Source organism: Lysinibacillus sp. BS3 (assembly GCF_039614735.1).
Taxonomy (GTDB): domain Bacteria; phylum Bacillota; class Bacilli; order Bacillales_A; family Planococcaceae; genus Lysinibacillus; species Lysinibacillus capsici.
On record NZ_CP154860.1, the window covers coordinates 3,316,716 to 3,334,017 of the forward strand.

Below are 17,302 nucleotides of genomic sequence, written 5' to 3' on the forward strand. Positions count from 1 at the left end.
ACATGATACGAATTGTGATTGCTGAAGATCAGGGGATGCTATTAGGCGCGCTTCGCTCTTTACTTAGTATGGAGGAGGATATGGAGGTTGTTGGCTTAGCAAAAAATGGTGAGGAAGCATTGATGCTTGTGGAAGAGCATCAGCCTGATATTTGTATTATGGATATTGAAATGCCAGTGAAAACGGGACTAGATGCAGCAGAAGAAATGCATAGCACTGGCTCAGGTTGTAAAGTCATTATTTTAACTACATTTGCTAGACCTGGTTATTTCGAACGTGCTAGAAAAGCGAGTGTCAGAGGCTATTTATTAAAGGATAGCCCTATAGAGGAGTTAGTGAGCGCAATCCGTACAATCATGGACGGTAAACGCATTTATGCGCCAGAGCTCGTTGATTTTGTCTATGAAGATGATAGTGAAAATCCTTTAACGGAGCGAGAGAGTCAAGTTCTGACACTTGTAGCAGAGGGCAAGACGACAAAGGAAATTGCTGCTGAGCTGTTTTTGTCTGCTGGCACAGTTCGTAACTATATTTCGACGATTTTAGAAAAACTAAACGTCGGCAATCGAATTGAGGCCATTGCACGCTTTAAAGAAAAAGGATGGAATAAATAAAATGAGAACCTTTTTGCATCATAAGCAAAAAGGTTCTCTTTTTTTTACTTATTACGTTTAGTTAAACGGCCAAGAACGAATGCACCTGCTGCTACTGCAAGAAAAGTATTCGTTTTTTTCGTAAATACTTGTTTTGTGACAAGATTAAGGTTTTGAGGACGCTCAGCTAAACGGCGCATGAAATAGCCGTACCAATCTTCACCGAATGGAACGTACACACAGAAGTTATAGCCCTCTTTTGCAAGTTCTTTTTGCATATCTGTACGGAAACCATATAGCATTTGGAATTCAAATTTATCAAGCGGAATATTATGATCAGCTACAAAGCGTTTTACGTGCGCAATAATATTGTGATCGTGAGTTGCGATTGATGTAAATTTACCATTTAGTAGGTGATATTCAATCAACTCAATAAAGTTTAAATCAATATCTAATTTGTCTTGATAGGCTACTTCAACTGGCTCTTTATAAGCACCTTTTACGATACGTAAACGGTAGTTCTTAAATTTTTCAATATCATCTTTTGCACGGTAAAAGTATGATTGGATGACTGTACCAACATTATTAAATGTTTTCGATAATTCTTCCACCATATCGAAGGAAGTTTGTAGACGTCCATAGTCTTCCATATCAAAGTTAACAAAGATATCGTATGAAGCGGCTTTTTCTACAATCTCATACAGATTGTCATAACAAAAATCAACATCAATATCTAAGCCTAATTGAGATGGCTTTAATGAAATATGTGCCGCTACACCATTTTCGTGAATAGCTTCGATCACAGTAAGGATTTTTTCTTTAGCAGCAGTCGCTTCTTCTTTACTTGAAACAAATTCACCTAGGTTATCTACTGTACAAGAAATATTATGTGCATTTAGTTCTTTGATGCTTGCAATTGTTTCTTCGATATTTGTACCAGCTACTACACTTTGTGCTCCTAATTTTAGGCCATATTTCTTTGCAGCACTATTTAATAGTTGGTTCTCAGATAAGTGGATGAAAAAATCGCGTAATAACATGGTCATTCTCCTAACTGCATTTTCTTTTTAGTATAACATAAATTTTTTAAACTATATTATATTCAGCCTAACAATTATTTCATTTCGAGTAATTGCATACGTTCATTAAATAGTGCAGGATAACTTAAAAAGCCAATCATAACGCTGGATAATGTTGCAGTAGTTAAGAGAGCAAAGATAATTAAAAGTTGAAATTGGACTGCATGAATAGGGTCGGCTCCCCCAATAATTTGACCACTCATCATACCTGGTAACTGTACTAGCCCGATTGTTTTTTGACTCTCAATCGTAGGAATCATACTAGCTTTTATGGCATTAATTAATTGGCGATGAATAGCCTGTTTTGGTGTGCCACCCAGGGATAGTATTAGTTCCATTTGATACTTATGGTTAATAATTTCAGCTGTAAAACGATTTAAGAATAAAATGGATAGCACCATGGAATTACCAATTAGCATCCCGCTAATGGGAATGATATACTGAGCGGTTGCTGGAACAATATGAAAGCCTAGCAAAACACCTTGTGTAATTATTTCTATCATGACAAGAGTCAGTGCTATCTTCCAGGTGATTCCTTTAATACCTGCTCCTTTTTTTCGTGCATTTAACGTGGCTACGATAATCATTAGTGCTACCATCAGTAAAATATAGCTATAACTATTTGCATCAAACACAAATTTTAATATATAGCCGACAGCAAGCAATTGAATGATGGAGCGTAATGTTGCAATAAGCGTATCTTTTTCAAGGTCTAATTTTAATATTTTGGATAATAGTAAAGGGATACAAACAAAAATTAATGTCAGGGATAAGGCTGTATATGTCATTTGTTTACCCCCTGTACAAACTCGGCAACACGTGGATTTGTTGGTGCATCGAGTAATGAACTTTTACCAGTTTCAACGAGCTCCCCATTCATCATAACCCATGTATAGTGACCAATCGTTAGCGCTTGTTGCAAATTATGGGTAATCCAAATCATGGTAACATTGTATTTTTTGTTAATGGTGACAATCAATTTTTCAATATCCTGTACGGATTGACGATCCAAGGCAGACGTTATTTCGTCTAATAATAAAATAGAGGATTTATTGATAAGTGTTCGAGCGATGGATACCTTTTGACGTTGTCCGCCTGATAGATCATTTGTAGATTGATGCAGGAAGCTTTCGTTTAACCCAACGTCCTCTAAATATTGAATAGCCTCCTGCTGCAAAAGTTTTTGTCCTTGCAGTGTACGGGGAAGTGCAAGATTCTCTAACACTGTACCTGCTATCATAGGAGCTGCCTGTAAAGCAATACCAACATGCCTTCTTAAAGCTGTTGGATCATATGTAGAAATAGGTTGATTATCGACGAGTATATGCCCATTTGATGGTGAGAGAAGGCCATTACATAATTTAAGTAATGTTGTTTTACCAGCGCCAGAGGGGCCAACGAGAGTGGTGATTTGCCCTTTCGGAAATGACCCAGTAATTGACTTTAATATCATTTTGTCATTTACTGAAAAATGAACTTGTTGAAAGTGAATGGCAGGTTCATATAACATATTCATCTATTGAAACTCCTTTACTTTAGTCAGTAAAATAACTGTAGCATGAAATGACTGGAAGATGGTGTTGAAATAAAAGAAAGAAGGGGATTTGGGAATGGAAATATTGTATTTCGATACATTAACATATGAACAAGGCGATATGTATGTTGTGGCTTCAGACAAAGGACTTGTTTATATAGGTACACCAAATGCACCATTCGATGAAGTAAAGGAGTGGGCTATAAAACCATTTAAAGGATATTGTTTTGAAGAGAATTCAGAAAAGTTGCTCCCATATAAAGAGCAGTTAACAGCCTATTTTAAGAAGGAACTTATTGAATTTAATCTTCCAATCCATGTGAAAGGGACAGCATTTCAATTAGCAGTGTGGGATGCATTAAAAGAATTACCCTATGGTACAACAACAACTTATGGAAATATTGCTCAACGCATTGGTAATCCCAAAGCGGTTCGAGCGGTGGGGACTGCTATTGGAGCAAACCCAATCCTGGCAATTATTCCATGTCATCGGGTTATTGGCAAAAATGGTCAATTAACAGGCTTCAGAAGCGGCTTAGCTATGAAACAATTTTTACTTGAGTTAGAGAAGGAATAGAACGAGTGAAGCGGTAAATGTTAGTCTCTTGCGAAATAATGGAAAGAGCGCTTTTTCTATGGATTGGATCACTTCAAACAAAGTAACCTTCTTTCTCTGTAAACGAACAGTTTCACATGTAGGAGTGCACCAAAAGAAATCTGCCCCATTATCCAGAGATAAAGGAGCAGATGAACTAGCTATACATGTTGTTCTTCTTGAACATTGTTCTGCGTTTTACCGAAATGTGTTAAACGATGAGCGAAGGTTTCGCCTCGTACAGCGGAGCTTTTGAAAATATCTTGGTATTCGTAGGCAGGCGTTCCGTGTTCCATTACATCTAATCCAGCAATTTCTTCTTCAGCTGTTACTCGTAATGGGACAAATGCTTTGATGATCAATAAACCTGCAGCTACAGATACACTAACCCAAGCAATAGTTGCAATAACGCCGATTGCTTGAATACTTAATAGACCAAAACCCCCACCATAAAATAAGCCTTGCCCACCAATATCAAATAGGCCAACTGCCAGTGTTCCCCAAATACCACAAATACCATGAACAGCAATTGCTCCAACAGGATCATCAACTTTTAGCTTCCACTCTAGGAAGCGTACACCTTCCACAAGTAAAGGGGCAGCAATTAAACCAATGATAAGTGAGCCAAAAATGCTGACATTCGCTGCACCAGCAGTAATCCCTACAAGCCCAGCTAATGCACCATTTAATGTAAGAGAGCCATCGATATGTCCGTATCGAAATTTTGTATAGAAAGCAGTGGCAACGACACCAGCTGCAGCTGCAAAAAACGTATTAGCAATAACACTAGGAACTAGCTCTGGATCAGCAGCTAATGTAGAAGCGCCATTGAAGCCGAACCAACCAAACCAAAGTAAAAATACGCCTAATGCACCTAATGGAATGCTGTGTCCTGTAATAACATTTACTCGACCATTTTCATATTTGCCTAGTCGAGGTCCAACCATAACTGCTGCGACAAATGCTGCAACAGCCCCTGTTAAGTGGACAACTGTCGAGCCAGCAAAATCAACAAAACCTAAATCTGTTAACCAACCTTGACCACTCCAAACCCAGTGGCCTACTACAGGATAAACAACTAAAGACATAAGTATAATAACTCCAACATAAGCGAAAATATTAGTACGTTCTGCAACAGCCCCCGATAAAATAGTTGCACCAGTTGCAGCAAACATCGTTTGGAAGATAAAGAAAGAAAGATCATCTACTCCTTTTAAAGCAAAGCCACTTGTGCCGAAAATGCCACCTACTGAGTCTCCGAACATAATGGCATAGCCACATAAAAAATAGACGATCCCACCAAGAGAAATGGTAAGAAAATTCTTCATGATGATATTGACTGCATTTTTTGAGCGGGTAAATCCAGCCTCAACCATAGCAAAACCTGCATGCATAAAGAATACTAAAATAGTGCCAAGCATCACCCAAATTAAATTAACAGATAATAGTACCTCATCCATCTATATCGCCCCCTTTATTCTACTGCAATCGATCCGACTTCTTTTGTTCGGATACGAATTGCTTGTTCTACTGGATAAATGAAAATCTTCCCGTCCCCAACTTTACCGGTTGCTGCTTCACGCAATAAAATCTCTACAATGGCATCAACTTTGCCATCGTCTACAATCATTTCTAATTTTAATTTAGGTAAAAATTCAATTTCATACGTATTGCCGCGGAAGAGTCCTGTTCGACCTAGCTGACGACCACAACCAGCGATTTCAGAAACGCTTAACCCTGCAATTCCTTCCTGTGCAAGACCATCCCGAACAGCTCCAAAAACTTCAGGACGAATGATTGCTTCAATTTTTTTCATGAGTACCAGCTCCTTGCGTAAATTTAATTTACATGTTAAAACGGTATTAAAAACAGTGCAATTGTTTTTTTGAATTCTATGTAAGGTTAGTTTACATAGAATATTTCTAGTCTCGAAGTATTTTAGAAAAAAGGTTTTTATAAAGGGAATGAAAGCGGTACTAAAATTTGTGTCTAAAATGTGTACGGTTCTAAATTTTCTGACTATTTATGTTAGAAAACCTAACATCTACAAGAGGGAATGTAATACGCAAGAATTTGGGTATATAGTGTATACTAGGACTAATTATCAAAGCGGAAGAAGGGGTTTCTTTTGAGATCGAACTATGCAGATGATAGCTTAGCGCTACACACAGACTTATATCAAATCAATATGGCAGAATCCTACTGGGCGGATGGCATACATAATAAAAAAGCGGTTTTTGAATTGTATTTTAGAAAATTACCTTTTGGTAATGGCTATGCCATATTTGCTGGGTTAGAGCGAATGCTTGATTATCTACGTGATTTTCATTTTAGTGAATCGGATATTGCGTATTTACGTGATGAAGTAGGTTATAAAGATGACTTTATCCAGTATTTAAAGAACATCCGATTTACTGGAGAAATGTATTCCATGGTAGAAGGGGAACTGGTTTTCGCTAATGAACCAATCGTCCGAATTGAAGCTCCATTAGTAGAGGCGCAGCTAATTGAAACAGCCTTACTTAATATTGTTAACTATCAAACATTAATTGCTACAAAGGCTAGCCGTATCAAGCAAATTATTAAAAATGAAGTGGCGATGGAATTTGGTACAAGGCGTGCACAAGAGATGGATGCTGCTATTTGGGGAACACGTGCCGCGTTTATCGGTGGTTTTGCTTCCACAAGTAATGTTCGAGCAGGTAAACTTTTTAAAATTCCTGTCTCTGGTACACATGCCCATGCATTAGTACAAGCTTATAAAAATGATTACGATGCATTCCATGCTTATGCAAAACGTCATCGCGATTGTGTGTTTTTGGTAGATACTTATAATACATTGAAATCAGGGGTGCCAACTGCAATTAAAGTAGCTAAAGAGCTAGGAGACAAAATTAACTTTATTGGCATACGCTTAGATAGCGGCGATATTGCTTTCTTATCAAAAGAAGCTCGTCGTATGTTGGATGCTGCAGGCTTCCATGATGCCAAAATCATTGTCTCAAACGATTTAGATGAATACACCATCTTAAATTTAAAAGCTCAAGGAGCAAAAGTGGATGTTTGGGGAATTGGTACAAAGCTTATTACAGCTTACGACCAGCCTGCGTTAGGTGCAGTATATAAAATGGTGGCTATCGAGAATAGCGAAGGGCAACTTGAAGATACAATAAAAATCTCAGCTAATGCGGAAAAGGTATCAACGCCAGGCTTGAAAAATGTCTATCGTATTATCGATAAAAAGAATGGAAAGGCAGAAGGAGACTACATCACAATGCACGATGAAAATCCTCAAGCTGAGGAACGTATCAAAATGTTCCATCCGATTCATACGTTTGTCTCAAAGTTTGTCACAAATTTTGAAGCAAAAAATTTACATCAGCATGTTATTAAAAATGGAGCGATCAATTATCAAAACCCTACATTAGAGGAAATGCGTGATTACGCGGCGGAGAATTTAGAGCTGTTGTGGGATGAATATAAGCGTGCGATGAATCCTGAAGAATATCCGGTCGATCTCAGTCAAAAATGCTGGGATAATAAGATGCGTAATATTGAAGAAGTGCATGCGATGGTTAAACGAATGTAAAAAGGAGTGACGGGTGCAATGACTTTACAGCAACAAATTATTGAGGAATTACGCGTACTGCCTAACATTGATGTACAGAGGGAAATACGTAAATCAATTGATTTTTTAAAGGAATATGCAAAACGCTATAGTTTTGTAAAAGGTTTTGTTCTTGGTATTTCTGGTGGTCAAGATTCAACATTAACAGGAAAACTAGCGCAGTTGGCTATTGATGAATTAAATGCAGAAGAGGGAGAAATGAAGTATTCGTTTTTCGCTGTACGATTACCATATGGCGTACAAGCTGATGAACAGGATTGCCAAGATGCCATTGATTATATAAAGCCAACGAAGGTTTATACAGTAAATATAAAAGACGCAGTGGATGCTAGTGTGAGAGCTCTAACAAATGCGGGGGTTGAGCTGAATGACTTTGTGAAAGGGAATGAAAAGGCTCGTGAGCGTATGAAGGTCCAATATTCAATTGCTGCAATGAATGGAGCGGTTGTATTAGGAACAGATCATGCTGCGGAAGCTATTACAGGCTTCTATACAAAGTTCGGGGATGGTGGAGCAGACTTAATGCCAATCTTTCGTTTAAATAAACGACAAGGAAAGCAATTGTTAGCAGAACTTCAATGCCCTGAGCATCTTTATAAAAAGGTGCCTACAGCAGACTTAGAAGAAGATCGTCCCTCATTGCCAGACGAAGTGGCGCTAGGTGTGTCGTATGATCAAATAGATGATTATTTAGAGGGGAAAGAAATTCCAGAAGAACCTCGCCAAAGATTAGAAGGGTATTATTTGCGTTCCCAACATAAACGTCATATGCCAATTACAATATTTGATGATTTTTGGAAGTAAGATGAGCGAAAAGGGTTATAAAGAAAGTGGTTTCACTTTTAAAAATAGCTCTTTTCGCTCTTTTTTTATGTATTATGGTTCTATGTTGTTAATTGTCGGCATATAATGTCGATATAATTACCTATAAGGATAATAAAATGTAGGGGAGGGTAACTTTTTATGAGGACTTCTAGAGTGAGTGCAACGACAAGTAGTGTTTTTCGGCAGGAACAACAGTATTTACATGCTGGTGATCTCAGCCATAACTTTGGGCAAAATCCACAAAAGCAATTTCGGAATAGATTACAAAAAAATAAAGAGAAGACGTACAATTCAACAACTATTTCTGTTAATTCACAACAGCAGCAACCGATTACACCTATCCATATAGATAGCGCTAGTGATTTGGAAATTCGCCGTGAATTAAATGAGACGGCATTAAAGCTCAGTCGTTTAAACAAACAAAAGAAGCGTCTCAATAGTTACCGTTCTTCCATATAAGCCAAACTCTCCACATCAGTGTGGAGAGTTTTTATTTTTGAGGGGAAGTAAATGAAAGTACTAAATTCAAAATATTTGAAGTGAAGATGTTCATGGAATGTTCAAGGTAATTTTTCCATTTCTTCACAGCGATTTTTAACTAATTTCACAACTAATCTGTAATGTAGGAGGTGGCAACAAAAAACTAAACTTGGAGGATAAAGTTGTGAAAAAATTATGGTTACCTGCACTAATATTATTATTTGTACTTGCAGCTTGTGGTAGCGAAAAAAAACAGGTAGAAGAAACGGAAATTGAGCACGAAGTTACGAAAAATGAATCAGAAACCGTGCAAGTTGCTTCATTAGTAGATACACGGTTACAAGAGCCAGAAGAAGAGACAACTTGTGAAATGTGTAATATGAAAGTTTATATGAAAGACCATGATATGGGTGTATTTTCAGCACAGGCAATAAAAGAAGATGGAACAATCGCTTTTTATGACGATATTGGCTGTTTATTAAATGCAGAGGTTGCTAATGAAGAAAAAAACGAAAAATTTGTACGTGATTTTGTGTCGAAAGATTGGGCAAAGATTGAAGATGTAACAATTATAAAAACAGAGCTGAAATCTCCGATGAACTGGGGCTATATTTATTTCGTGGACAAGGCTGAAGCAGATAAATATATGCAAGAAAATTCGAAAGCTTATGTGGAGGAACTACAAAAAATTAAAGATGATGCATTGGAGAGACGTAAGAAAATGATGCAAAAAAAGGCTGAGGATGAAAAAGATGCATCCGGTTCTATGCATTCGAATGAGATGAATCAAGAAGGGCACGGTCATTAAATCATAGACTAGGGGAAATCCTCTAGTCTTTTCTTGCTGAATGAGGAGGTGGAAAGTGATGAAGCAAATCATGTTGTTCTTTTTATTTTTTCTCATGACAAGTCAAACGGCGTATGCAGAATTTGATATTCAATATGCTATCGATCAAGCAAAAGCTGGAGATAGTATTCATATTCCTGCTGGTCGTTACCAAGGGAATTTCACGGTGAAGAAACCGATCAAACTGTACGGACAAAAAGGGACTGAGCTTTATGCTCAAAATGATGAACCTGTATTAAAAATTGAACATGTATCGAATGTTTCTATAGAAAATATAAGGATAACAGCAAAAAATAAAGGAATTGTTGCTAATGAGACGGATAATTTAGAGCTAAGAGCTATTGAACTAAAAGATATCCGAGTTGGTATATATCTTCAACAATCAAGGCATATTCGAATTTTAGAAAATAGGATCATTGGAAATGAATCTCACTTTGCTGAAAAAGGAAATGGAATTGCGATTTTTAAAAGTGAAGATGTCGTGATCGATCAAAATACGATCGAACAAGTCCAGGATGGTATATATGTTGAAGAAGGGACGCGAATAGATGTACAGCGAAACAAGGTAACAAATAGCCGTTATGGAACACATTTTATGTATTCAAGTAATGTGAAGGTGTTGTTCAATACATATTTACAGAATGTTACAGGTCTTATGGTGATGATGACTACTAATTTAGAAATAAGTAGTAATACAATTAGTGCTCATAATGGCTTCAATAGTTATGGACTTATGATGTATGACACACAGGAGGCAATGGTAAGAGAAAATAGCTTTCTACATAATCGTGTAGGGGTAGCGTTGCAGAAGAGTTCAGTGATTCAAATACAAGAAAATCGCTTTCAGATGAATCAAACTGCATTAGAAGGTACAAAAGTCGATGAGCGTTCGATCATTATGGATAATCAGTTTACAGGCAATATATTAACAGCAAGGTCAGACAATCGGGGGTTACGTTTAATTCATAATTTTTATGATGATTATACAGGGCTAGATGTTACAGGTGATGGTTTTGGAGATGTTCCATATGTGGCTGTGTCAAGTTTTGGACAATGGATGGTGAGACAGCCGGTTTATCAATTTTTTGTGGCATCACCAAGCGTTGTTATCCTGACGTCACTAGATCAACAGATTAATAAAACAGAACGAAATCTACTGGTAGATAATGAACCAAAATTACTGAGCAATATGAAAGAGATAGAGTTTTCATTCAATATCTTACAATTAGTGATTGGTTTTATCGTGTTTATGGGAAGTTTATGGCTTTGGAAAAGGGGGATACGAGTGTGACTAGATGGATAATGATAGTAATTATATGTGGCGTTATTTTAGTAGGCTGTGGTGAAAAAACATACCTTCCACGTGAAATTAATAGTGAAACAGATGTTTGTGAAGTTTGTAATATGAGTATTGTTCATAATGAATACGCAGGGCAAATTGTTTTGAAAAATGGAGACTATGAGATTTTTGATGATATTGGATGCTTAATGGATTACATTGAGCTAAATGGCGATGGTGAAGTGGGAGCAGCCTATATTAAAAATAAAGCAACGAATGAATGGATTGACGTTTATAAAGCGATTTATGTGTACAACAAAAATTATTGGACGCCGATGAACTATGGTGTTATTGCATTTGCTACAAAAGACGAAGCCAAAGAATGGATGAATGATGAAGAAGAAGGTCAACTATTTGCCTATCGTGATTTGCTGACATTGAATTGGGGGATTCATGAGTGATGTTTGTAAAAATAGAGTTGAAGCAGATTTTAAGAAGTCGATGGATGCAACTAGTAGCCTTTCTGTTTACGTTTGTTTTCGTTGCCATAGTCGTCATTCAACAAATGGCTTTACCAGATATTGAAGGCTTTACACGTCAAACTGCATCATTTTTAAGTGTGTTATTATTTCTGCTGCCGCTATTTATCCTCACCATTGGTAGTATGAGTATAGCTGGTGATATAGAATCAGGTTGGTTATCGTTATTAAAAACATACCCTATGAAGCGGAAGCAATATATTACAGGCAAATATGTAGCTACGGTACTTGCGTTTTTATTAGTAATAGTAGTGGCATTTGGTTTTGTATTAACCGTAGGTGGGTTACTAGGTGGGGTACGGTTACCAATTGTTTTAGTTATTCTTACGCTATTATGTATTATTATCTTTGTGTCTTTAGGAATCTTGCTAGGGGTATTTGCAAAAACAAGATTATTTGCACTTGCATTATCACTTGTAGTATGGTCCTTTCTTTTATTGCTCATTTCTTATGCTTTAATGGCGATAGGTGCAGTTGTTTCAGGGCATCTTTTACAAAAGCTCATCATCATAACGATACATATTAATCCAGTAGAATGGCTGCGCTTCGGCTATTTTATATTTAGTAATCAAGCTAGTGTGCTTGGTCCAGCCTTTTATGATGTAACGAGGTTTTACTTATCACCGCTTGGTCAGGTGGGGTATGGAATAATAACAATACTCTGGATTGTACTACCGTTAATGCTTGCTACGAAGCTGTTAAAGGAGGGGGAGCGGCGATGATTCTGTTAGAGGGAAAAAATGTAGCTAAGGTTTATGAAAATGATAGAGGATTAAAAGAAGCCTCCTTTCAGCTGCAAGCTGGTCGAATTCTTGCATTGGTTGGAGGAAACGGGGCTGGAAAGAGTACTTTGATTCGTTTGTTAACGGGTCAAGAGAAACAGCAATCTGGTGAAATAATATGGCATCAACCACAAACAATCCGTTTTATGCCTGATGATGTAAACTTTCCAACTATGCTAACTGCAGCTGAAATATTAGAGCTGTTGGCATCTTTAAAACAAGTAGATAAATATGAGCAAGAGAATGTACTGAAGCGTGTTTCCTTGTGGGATGTTCGGAAGCAAAGAGCTAAACACTTTTCCAAAGGGATGCTCCAACGGCTAAACCTAGCCCAGAGCTTACTTGGTAACGGGTCATTGTTAATTTTAGATGAGCCAACGAATGGTCTAGATCCCTTTTGGATAGCACAGTTGAAAAACATGATGTTGGAGGAGAAGAAAAAAGGCAATACCGTTATCTTCTCTACTCATTTGCTATCTTTTGCTGAAGAAATAGCAGATGATGTATTAGTTTTACATGAAGGTGAAATTATCATTTCTGGGGCGATATCTGAAATTTTCTTGCAAGAAAATTCTACATCTTTAGAAGAAATATGGTTAAAAAGATTGAATTTGTAACATTCTAATGGTTAATGACGTTATATAATAAGGATTAGGCTTGTTTGGATGTTATCAAACAAGCCTTTTTTATGAATGTTCGTAGGAAGTAGAAGTTTCAGATAATTGTTTTACAAGACAGATTTCGCTATGCTTAGATTAAGTTTGCTTGCAATTCACACAATTGCTTGATGGAATGGGAGGCTTTTCGATTAATGAATGCTCAAATACAGAATGTTTTAGAAAATATAGAAAAGGTAATGATTGGTAAAAGAGAAGTTGCTGAGCTCAGTATTGTCGCATTATTAGCAAGGGGACATGTTTTATTGGAGGATGTACCTGGAGTAGGAAAGACAATGATGGTGCGAGCACTTGCAAAATCGTTTGATGCACAATTTAAGCGTATTCAATTTACGCCAGATCTATTGCCATCAGATGTAGTCGGTATTTCTATTTATAATCCCAAAACAATGGAGTTTGAATTTCGTCCAGGGCCAATCATGGGGGATGTTGTATTAGCCGATGAAATTAACCGAACGTCACCGAAAACTCAATCAGCGTTGTTAGAGGGGATGGAAGAGGCTTCTGTTACAATTGATGGGAAAACGCTGATGATCAATCAGCCATTTTTTGTGATGGCTACACAAAACCCGATTGAACATGAAGGTACCTATCCTTTACCTGAAGCACAACTAGATCGATTTCTCTTAAAGATAAAAATGGGCTATCCATCTAGGGGGCAAGAGGTTGAAATTTTACGAAGAGCTGAGAATGGTAAAGCCATTGAAAAAATCGAAGCAGTATTATCGGTAGCGCAATTAATCGAATTACAGGAACTTGTTCAAGGTGTGTATGTAGAAGATTCTGTTAAAAATTATATGGTGGAGCTTGCTACCCTAACAAGAGAAAATAATTATGTCTATTTAGGTGTGAGTCCACGTGCCACAATAGCGCTAATGAAAGCTTCTCAAGCTTACGCATTTTTAAAAGGACGAAGCTATGTTACCCCTGATGATGTTCAATATTTAGTGCCATTTGTTTTTAATCATCGTTTAGTTTTAAAACCAGATGCACGCTATGATAACGTGACAGCAGACGAAATTATCCAGCGGATCATTGCTAAAACACCAGTTCCGACAAAGAGGTTTGCAGAACAATGAGGCAATGGAAAGCTTTTGTAGAAAAAAGTAAACATTTCCTATTAATCGCTTTCTTGATGATCATAACATTTTGTTATGCAATGTTCCAAGGTGGGTTTGTGAGCTGGTTTGTATTTTTTACGGTTAGCCCATTTTTAGTATATGCATTCATTTTCTTTGTCGTTAGAGAAGATATTTTACTAATCGAACGCAAGATTGACCCGATTCATATAGAACGAGGTCAATCAGCGAAGGTGCTTATTACGATAGAACGTAAAACACGTTTTCCATTTGCCTATATCGTAATGGAGGAACTTGTGGATAGTGAGGGATTAGTGCAAGCTAAAATACAAAATGCGAATGCCATTAAGTTCGTTGGATTTAAAAAAACCTTTAGCTGGCAATATGAATTGGAAAATATGCCACGTGGTGAACATCGTTACCTAGGTGTTACAATTGTTTTCTATGATTTTTTTGGCTGGGCTAAAAAGGTTGTCGTAGCAGAAAAGGACCAAACTATTTTAGTTTACCCAAGAGTACAAGAGATGAAATATGCTGCGCTTCAAACAAAATATGATGTTGGCTTGATGATGTCTCCATACTCTATTGTGAAGGACACATCGATGGCTGTTGGATTACGAGAGTACGTTCCAGGAGATCGTTTTTCGTGGATTCATTGGAAATCATTTGCACGTACACAAAAGTTACAGTCTAAGGAATTTGAGGATCGACAATCATCTGAACTAATGTTAGTGCTAGACGCTACAAAATCCTCGATGTTTGAAGAAAAAGTAGAGTTAGTAGCTTCAATGCTACAAATGATCGTTCAGGAACGAGGAGATTTATCATTTATTTCTGCTGGAGCAATGACGAAAGTATTCCCAGCTATACAGGGTGACAAGCATTTAGATCAAGTCATGTATCATTTAGCTGCGATAAAACCTACAGAGAATGTCAAGTTTCGATTTCATGACCAACAAGCCTTTAAACAAGTTGCAACACTGCTTTATGTGACAAGTGATGTTTCAGATGAATTCCTACATACTCTTGCGAATATAGTGAAAAGCTGTATTTGTTTTGTAGTGGCAAAGCAGCAACCAGTGCAATCTGAGCTTGCGATGCGGTATAAACATATACAAGTTATTTATGTAAATCCAGCAGATTTCTATCATTTATTCACGGAGGTGATAAGACCGTGAAGCAATCATTAGGAGAATTTTTAGAATTAGCCATAGCTTATGTTATTGTATTTTTCATTTTGCGTGAATGGCTTATTCCCATTATGCAATTAACGAATACAGGTGGGATGCATCTTTTCTTAGTGTTTATCGGTATGTCTTTAGCGCTAAGTCTTTTCCGCGTACATCCTTTATTATCAGGATTAGTGAAGTTTGGTTATATTACCTGGTTTGTCGTTTTTATCTATAGCCCTAGTCCTGTATTATCTGGTGATACATTGCCTTTTTTATTGGCTGAATGGAGAGGGAACATGGCCACGATTCTAACAGGTGACTTTGGACAGGTTTCAGATGTTTTCAGAACAGTGTTATTTCTTGTATTGATTTGGATGCTGGTCTATTTAATTCACCATTGGGTTTCGGTGCGAAAAAATATATTCTACTTCTTTGCCATGACCGTATTCTTTATTGCTACTTTGGATACATTTAGTGACTATGACGGTAAAGCGGCAATTGTAAAAGTTGTTGTTTTAGGATTAATCATGACAGGTGTTCTTTTTGTCAAGCGCCTATGGCTTCAAGTAGAAACTACAAGTACGGTAATGGAGAAATGGAAAATTGTTATTCCCATGCTAGTATCTGTATTACTCGTTAGTTCTGTAGCATACTTTTTACCAAAGACTGGGCCAACATGGGCAGATCCGGTGCCGTTTATCCAAGGGGTTACTGGACAAGACGGAAATGGAAATGGTCAAAAATCAGTTGGTTATAGCCAGGATGATAGTCAGTTAGGTGGTCCGTTCCAAGGAGATAATACTTTAATATTCACTGCCTCTTCCCGTGATCGTCATTATTGGCGTATTGAAACAAAAGATACGTATACGTCAAAAGGTTGGATTGTTTCAGAGGGGAACTTTGGGAAAAATGTTTATGAGTCAAATACACCCATTCTGACTTCTTTACAAGTAGGGCCGCCCGAAAGTGAACGTCAGATTCAATTAGATATTGCTGTTCCAATGCCATTTTTAATTCAAACATATGGTATGCTTTCTGTTTCGGCTCAAGATTCCACTTTATTTATTCAAGATGAGCAGACTGAAAAAATGAATATAGAACAACAGGTAGGGGAATCGAAATCATTATCAAACTATTCATTGTCTTATAGTGAGCCTGTTTATAGTATGGAGCAGCTCCAATTGTCATATCCAGCAACACTTGAAACAATGGATTCTTCCTTTGATCGATTTTTGCAGTTACCTAACCAACTTCCTCAGCGTGTAAGGGACTTAGCGTCTGAAATAACGCAAAAGAAAGATACGGTTTATGAACAAATTAAGGCTGTAGAAAGTTATTTTAGAACAAATGGTTTTAAGTACGATAAAACGCAAGCTGCCATTCCTGGTGAAAATCAGGATTATGTCGATCAATTTTTGTTCGATACAAAAGTTGGGTATTGTGATAATTTCTCCACTTCAATGGTGGTACTTTTACGCTCAGTAGGAATCCCAGCTCGATGGGTGAAAGGCTTTGCACCTGGAACTGCAGGACCTGTGTCAGATGGATTACGCGAATATCGCATCACGAATGACAATGCGCACTCATGGGTAGAAGCTTTTATACCTGGAACGGGATGGATGGAGTTTGAGCCTACAATCGGCTTTTCTGGGAATGTTAACATCGATTATGATATTCCGTTAGATACGTCTGATGAGGAGGAAGTGGCGCAGCCAGAACGAAAACCCGAGCAGCCACAACCACAAGAACAGGTAACCGAGAAGGAACAGACAAAATCAACATTTAGCTTTGATGCAATGTGGTTATGGATGAAAAAGTTTGCCTATGTTTGGGTGATAATTGTTGTATTATTAATAATCACAGGTATTTCTTTATTCTTACAGCGTAAAACGTGGATTCCTAAGATGCATGTTCGAGCATACCGTAAAAAAGTAGCGGATTGGTCAAATTTCGATTCTTCCTACCATGTTTTACTGAAGCAATTATCCCGTATTGGTTTGCGCAGAAAAGATGGAGAAACATTAAGTGCATTCGCAGAGCGTGTAGATTCAGCATTAGAAACAGATGAAATGCAAAAGCTGACGGTAGTTTACGAGCAACATATTTATGGGAAAGACAAAGAAGATGTTGATTTTGCGAAGCTGAAAGAAAGTTGGGAATATTTAATCAATCGCACTATCAGTTGATTTTAAC

General features: G+C 37.4%; 18 protein-coding genes. 13 read left to right on the forward strand and 5 right to left on the reverse strand.

The genetic code is table 11. From position 1 onward, the window contains the following. Window positions 1-2 precede the first annotated feature (2 nt). Window positions 3-614 (forward strand): response regulator transcription factor, encoded by a 612-nt coding sequence (locus AAJG31_RS16340; protein WP_048394990.1) that lies wholly within the window; start codon window positions 3-5, stop codon window positions 612-614. Between the two features lie 44 nt (window positions 615-658). Here the strand turns inward: AAJG31_RS16340 and AAJG31_RS16345 are convergent, their stop codons facing one another. From AAJG31_RS16345 to AAJG31_RS16355, 3 genes are all read right to left on the reverse strand, one after another. Then, the gene (locus AAJG31_RS16345; protein ID WP_279496305.1) at window positions 659-1,633 is read right to left on the reverse strand and encodes a proline dehydrogenase family protein; all 975 of its coding nucleotides are present in this window, start codon (window positions 1,631-1,633) and stop codon (window positions 659-661) included. A gap of 74 nt (window positions 1,634-1,707) precedes the next feature. Then, window positions 1,708-2,460, reverse strand: coding sequence for an iron export ABC transporter permease subunit FetB (fetB, locus tag AAJG31_RS16350; RefSeq protein ID WP_279496304.1), 753 nt, complete (start codon window positions 2,458-2,460; stop codon window positions 1,708-1,710). Then, the gene (locus AAJG31_RS16355) at window positions 2,457-3,188 is read right to left on the reverse strand and encodes a phosphate ABC transporter ATP-binding protein (RefSeq protein ID WP_016995349.1); all 732 of its coding nucleotides are present in this window, start codon (window positions 3,186-3,188) and stop codon (window positions 2,457-2,459) included. The genes fetB and AAJG31_RS16355 overlap by 4 nt, the downstream gene beginning before the upstream one ends. A gap of 94 nt (window positions 3,189-3,282) precedes the next feature. On the opposite strand from AAJG31_RS16355, the gene AAJG31_RS16360 reads away from it, so the two are divergent. After that, complete coding sequence (locus tag AAJG31_RS16360) at window positions 3,283-3,783, forward strand: methylated-DNA--[protein]-cysteine S-methyltransferase (protein WP_279496303.1); 501 nt, start codon at window positions 3,283-3,285, stop codon at window positions 3,781-3,783. A gap of 179 nt (window positions 3,784-3,962) precedes the next feature. Here AAJG31_RS16360 and AAJG31_RS16365 read toward each other — a convergent pair whose 3' ends face one another. Continuing rightward, on the reverse strand, window positions 3,963-5,261 hold the full coding sequence (locus AAJG31_RS16365) for an ammonium transporter (protein ID WP_279496301.1): 1,299 nt from the start codon (window positions 5,259-5,261) through the stop codon (window positions 3,963-3,965). A gap of 14 nt (window positions 5,262-5,275) precedes the next feature. Next, on the reverse strand, window positions 5,276-5,617 hold the full coding sequence (locus AAJG31_RS16370; RefSeq protein WP_016995352.1) for a P-II family nitrogen regulator: 342 nt from the start codon (window positions 5,615-5,617) through the stop codon (window positions 5,276-5,278). A gap of 312 nt (window positions 5,618-5,929) precedes the next feature. Between AAJG31_RS16370 and AAJG31_RS16375 the strand changes: the two genes are divergently transcribed. The 11 genes from AAJG31_RS16375 (at window position 5,930) to AAJG31_RS16425 (ending at window position 17,295) form a co-directional block, all read left to right on the forward strand. Then, the gene (locus tag AAJG31_RS16375; RefSeq protein ID WP_082148178.1) at window positions 5,930-7,390 is read left to right on the forward strand and encodes a nicotinate phosphoribosyltransferase; all 1,461 of its coding nucleotides are present in this window, start codon (window positions 5,930-5,932) and stop codon (window positions 7,388-7,390) included. 18 nt (window positions 7,391-7,408) lie between these two features. After that, window positions 7,409-8,233, forward strand: a complete 825-nt coding sequence (gene nadE, locus AAJG31_RS16380; protein ID WP_048395002.1) for an ammonia-dependent NAD(+) synthetase — start codon at window positions 7,409-7,411, stop codon at window positions 8,231-8,233. A 159-nt stretch (window positions 8,234-8,392) separates the two neighbouring features. Beyond that, entirely contained in the window at window positions 8,393-8,713 is a 321-nt protein-coding gene (locus tag AAJG31_RS16385; RefSeq protein ID WP_048395004.1) for a hypothetical protein, read from the forward strand. A gap of 205 nt (window positions 8,714-8,918) precedes the next feature. Further along, window positions 8,919-9,542 carry a hypothetical protein gene (locus tag AAJG31_RS16390; RefSeq protein WP_279496296.1) on the forward strand — a complete coding sequence of 208 codons (624 nt, stop codon included), beginning with the start codon at window positions 8,919-8,921 and terminating at the stop codon, window positions 9,540-9,542. Window positions 9,543-9,600: 58 nt separating this feature from the next. Further along, complete coding sequence (locus AAJG31_RS16395; protein WP_279496294.1) at window positions 9,601-10,872, forward strand: NosD domain-containing protein; 1,272 nt, start codon at window positions 9,601-9,603, stop codon at window positions 10,870-10,872. Then, window positions 10,869-11,321, forward strand: a complete 453-nt coding sequence (locus AAJG31_RS16400) for a nitrous oxide reductase accessory protein NosL (protein ID WP_231595734.1) — start codon at window positions 10,869-10,871, stop codon at window positions 11,319-11,321. The genes AAJG31_RS16395 and AAJG31_RS16400 overlap by 4 nt, the downstream gene beginning before the upstream one ends. Then, window positions 11,321-12,121, forward strand: a complete 801-nt coding sequence (locus AAJG31_RS16405; protein WP_279496392.1) for an ABC transporter permease subunit — start codon at window positions 11,321-11,323, stop codon at window positions 12,119-12,121. Before AAJG31_RS16400 ends, AAJG31_RS16405 begins: the two co-directional genes overlap by 1 nt. Continuing rightward, on the forward strand, window positions 12,118-12,798 hold the full coding sequence (locus AAJG31_RS16410) for an ABC transporter ATP-binding protein (protein ID WP_103118863.1): 681 nt from the start codon (window positions 12,118-12,120) through the stop codon (window positions 12,796-12,798). Before AAJG31_RS16405 ends, AAJG31_RS16410 begins: the two co-directional genes overlap by 4 nt. Window positions 12,799-12,992: 194 nt before the next feature. Then, entirely contained in the window at window positions 12,993-13,937 is a 945-nt protein-coding gene (locus tag AAJG31_RS16415; RefSeq protein ID WP_048395021.1) for a MoxR family ATPase, read from the forward strand. Further along, window positions 13,934-15,115, forward strand: coding sequence for a DUF58 domain-containing protein (locus AAJG31_RS16420; protein ID WP_103118862.1), 1,182 nt, complete (start codon window positions 13,934-13,936; stop codon window positions 15,113-15,115). The genes AAJG31_RS16415 and AAJG31_RS16420 overlap by 4 nt, the downstream gene beginning before the upstream one ends. Further along, complete coding sequence (locus AAJG31_RS16425; RefSeq protein ID WP_279496290.1) at window positions 15,112-17,295, forward strand: transglutaminase domain-containing protein; 2,184 nt, start codon at window positions 15,112-15,114, stop codon at window positions 17,293-17,295. Before AAJG31_RS16420 ends, AAJG31_RS16425 begins: the two co-directional genes overlap by 4 nt. Window positions 17,296-17,302 lie beyond the last annotated feature (7 nt).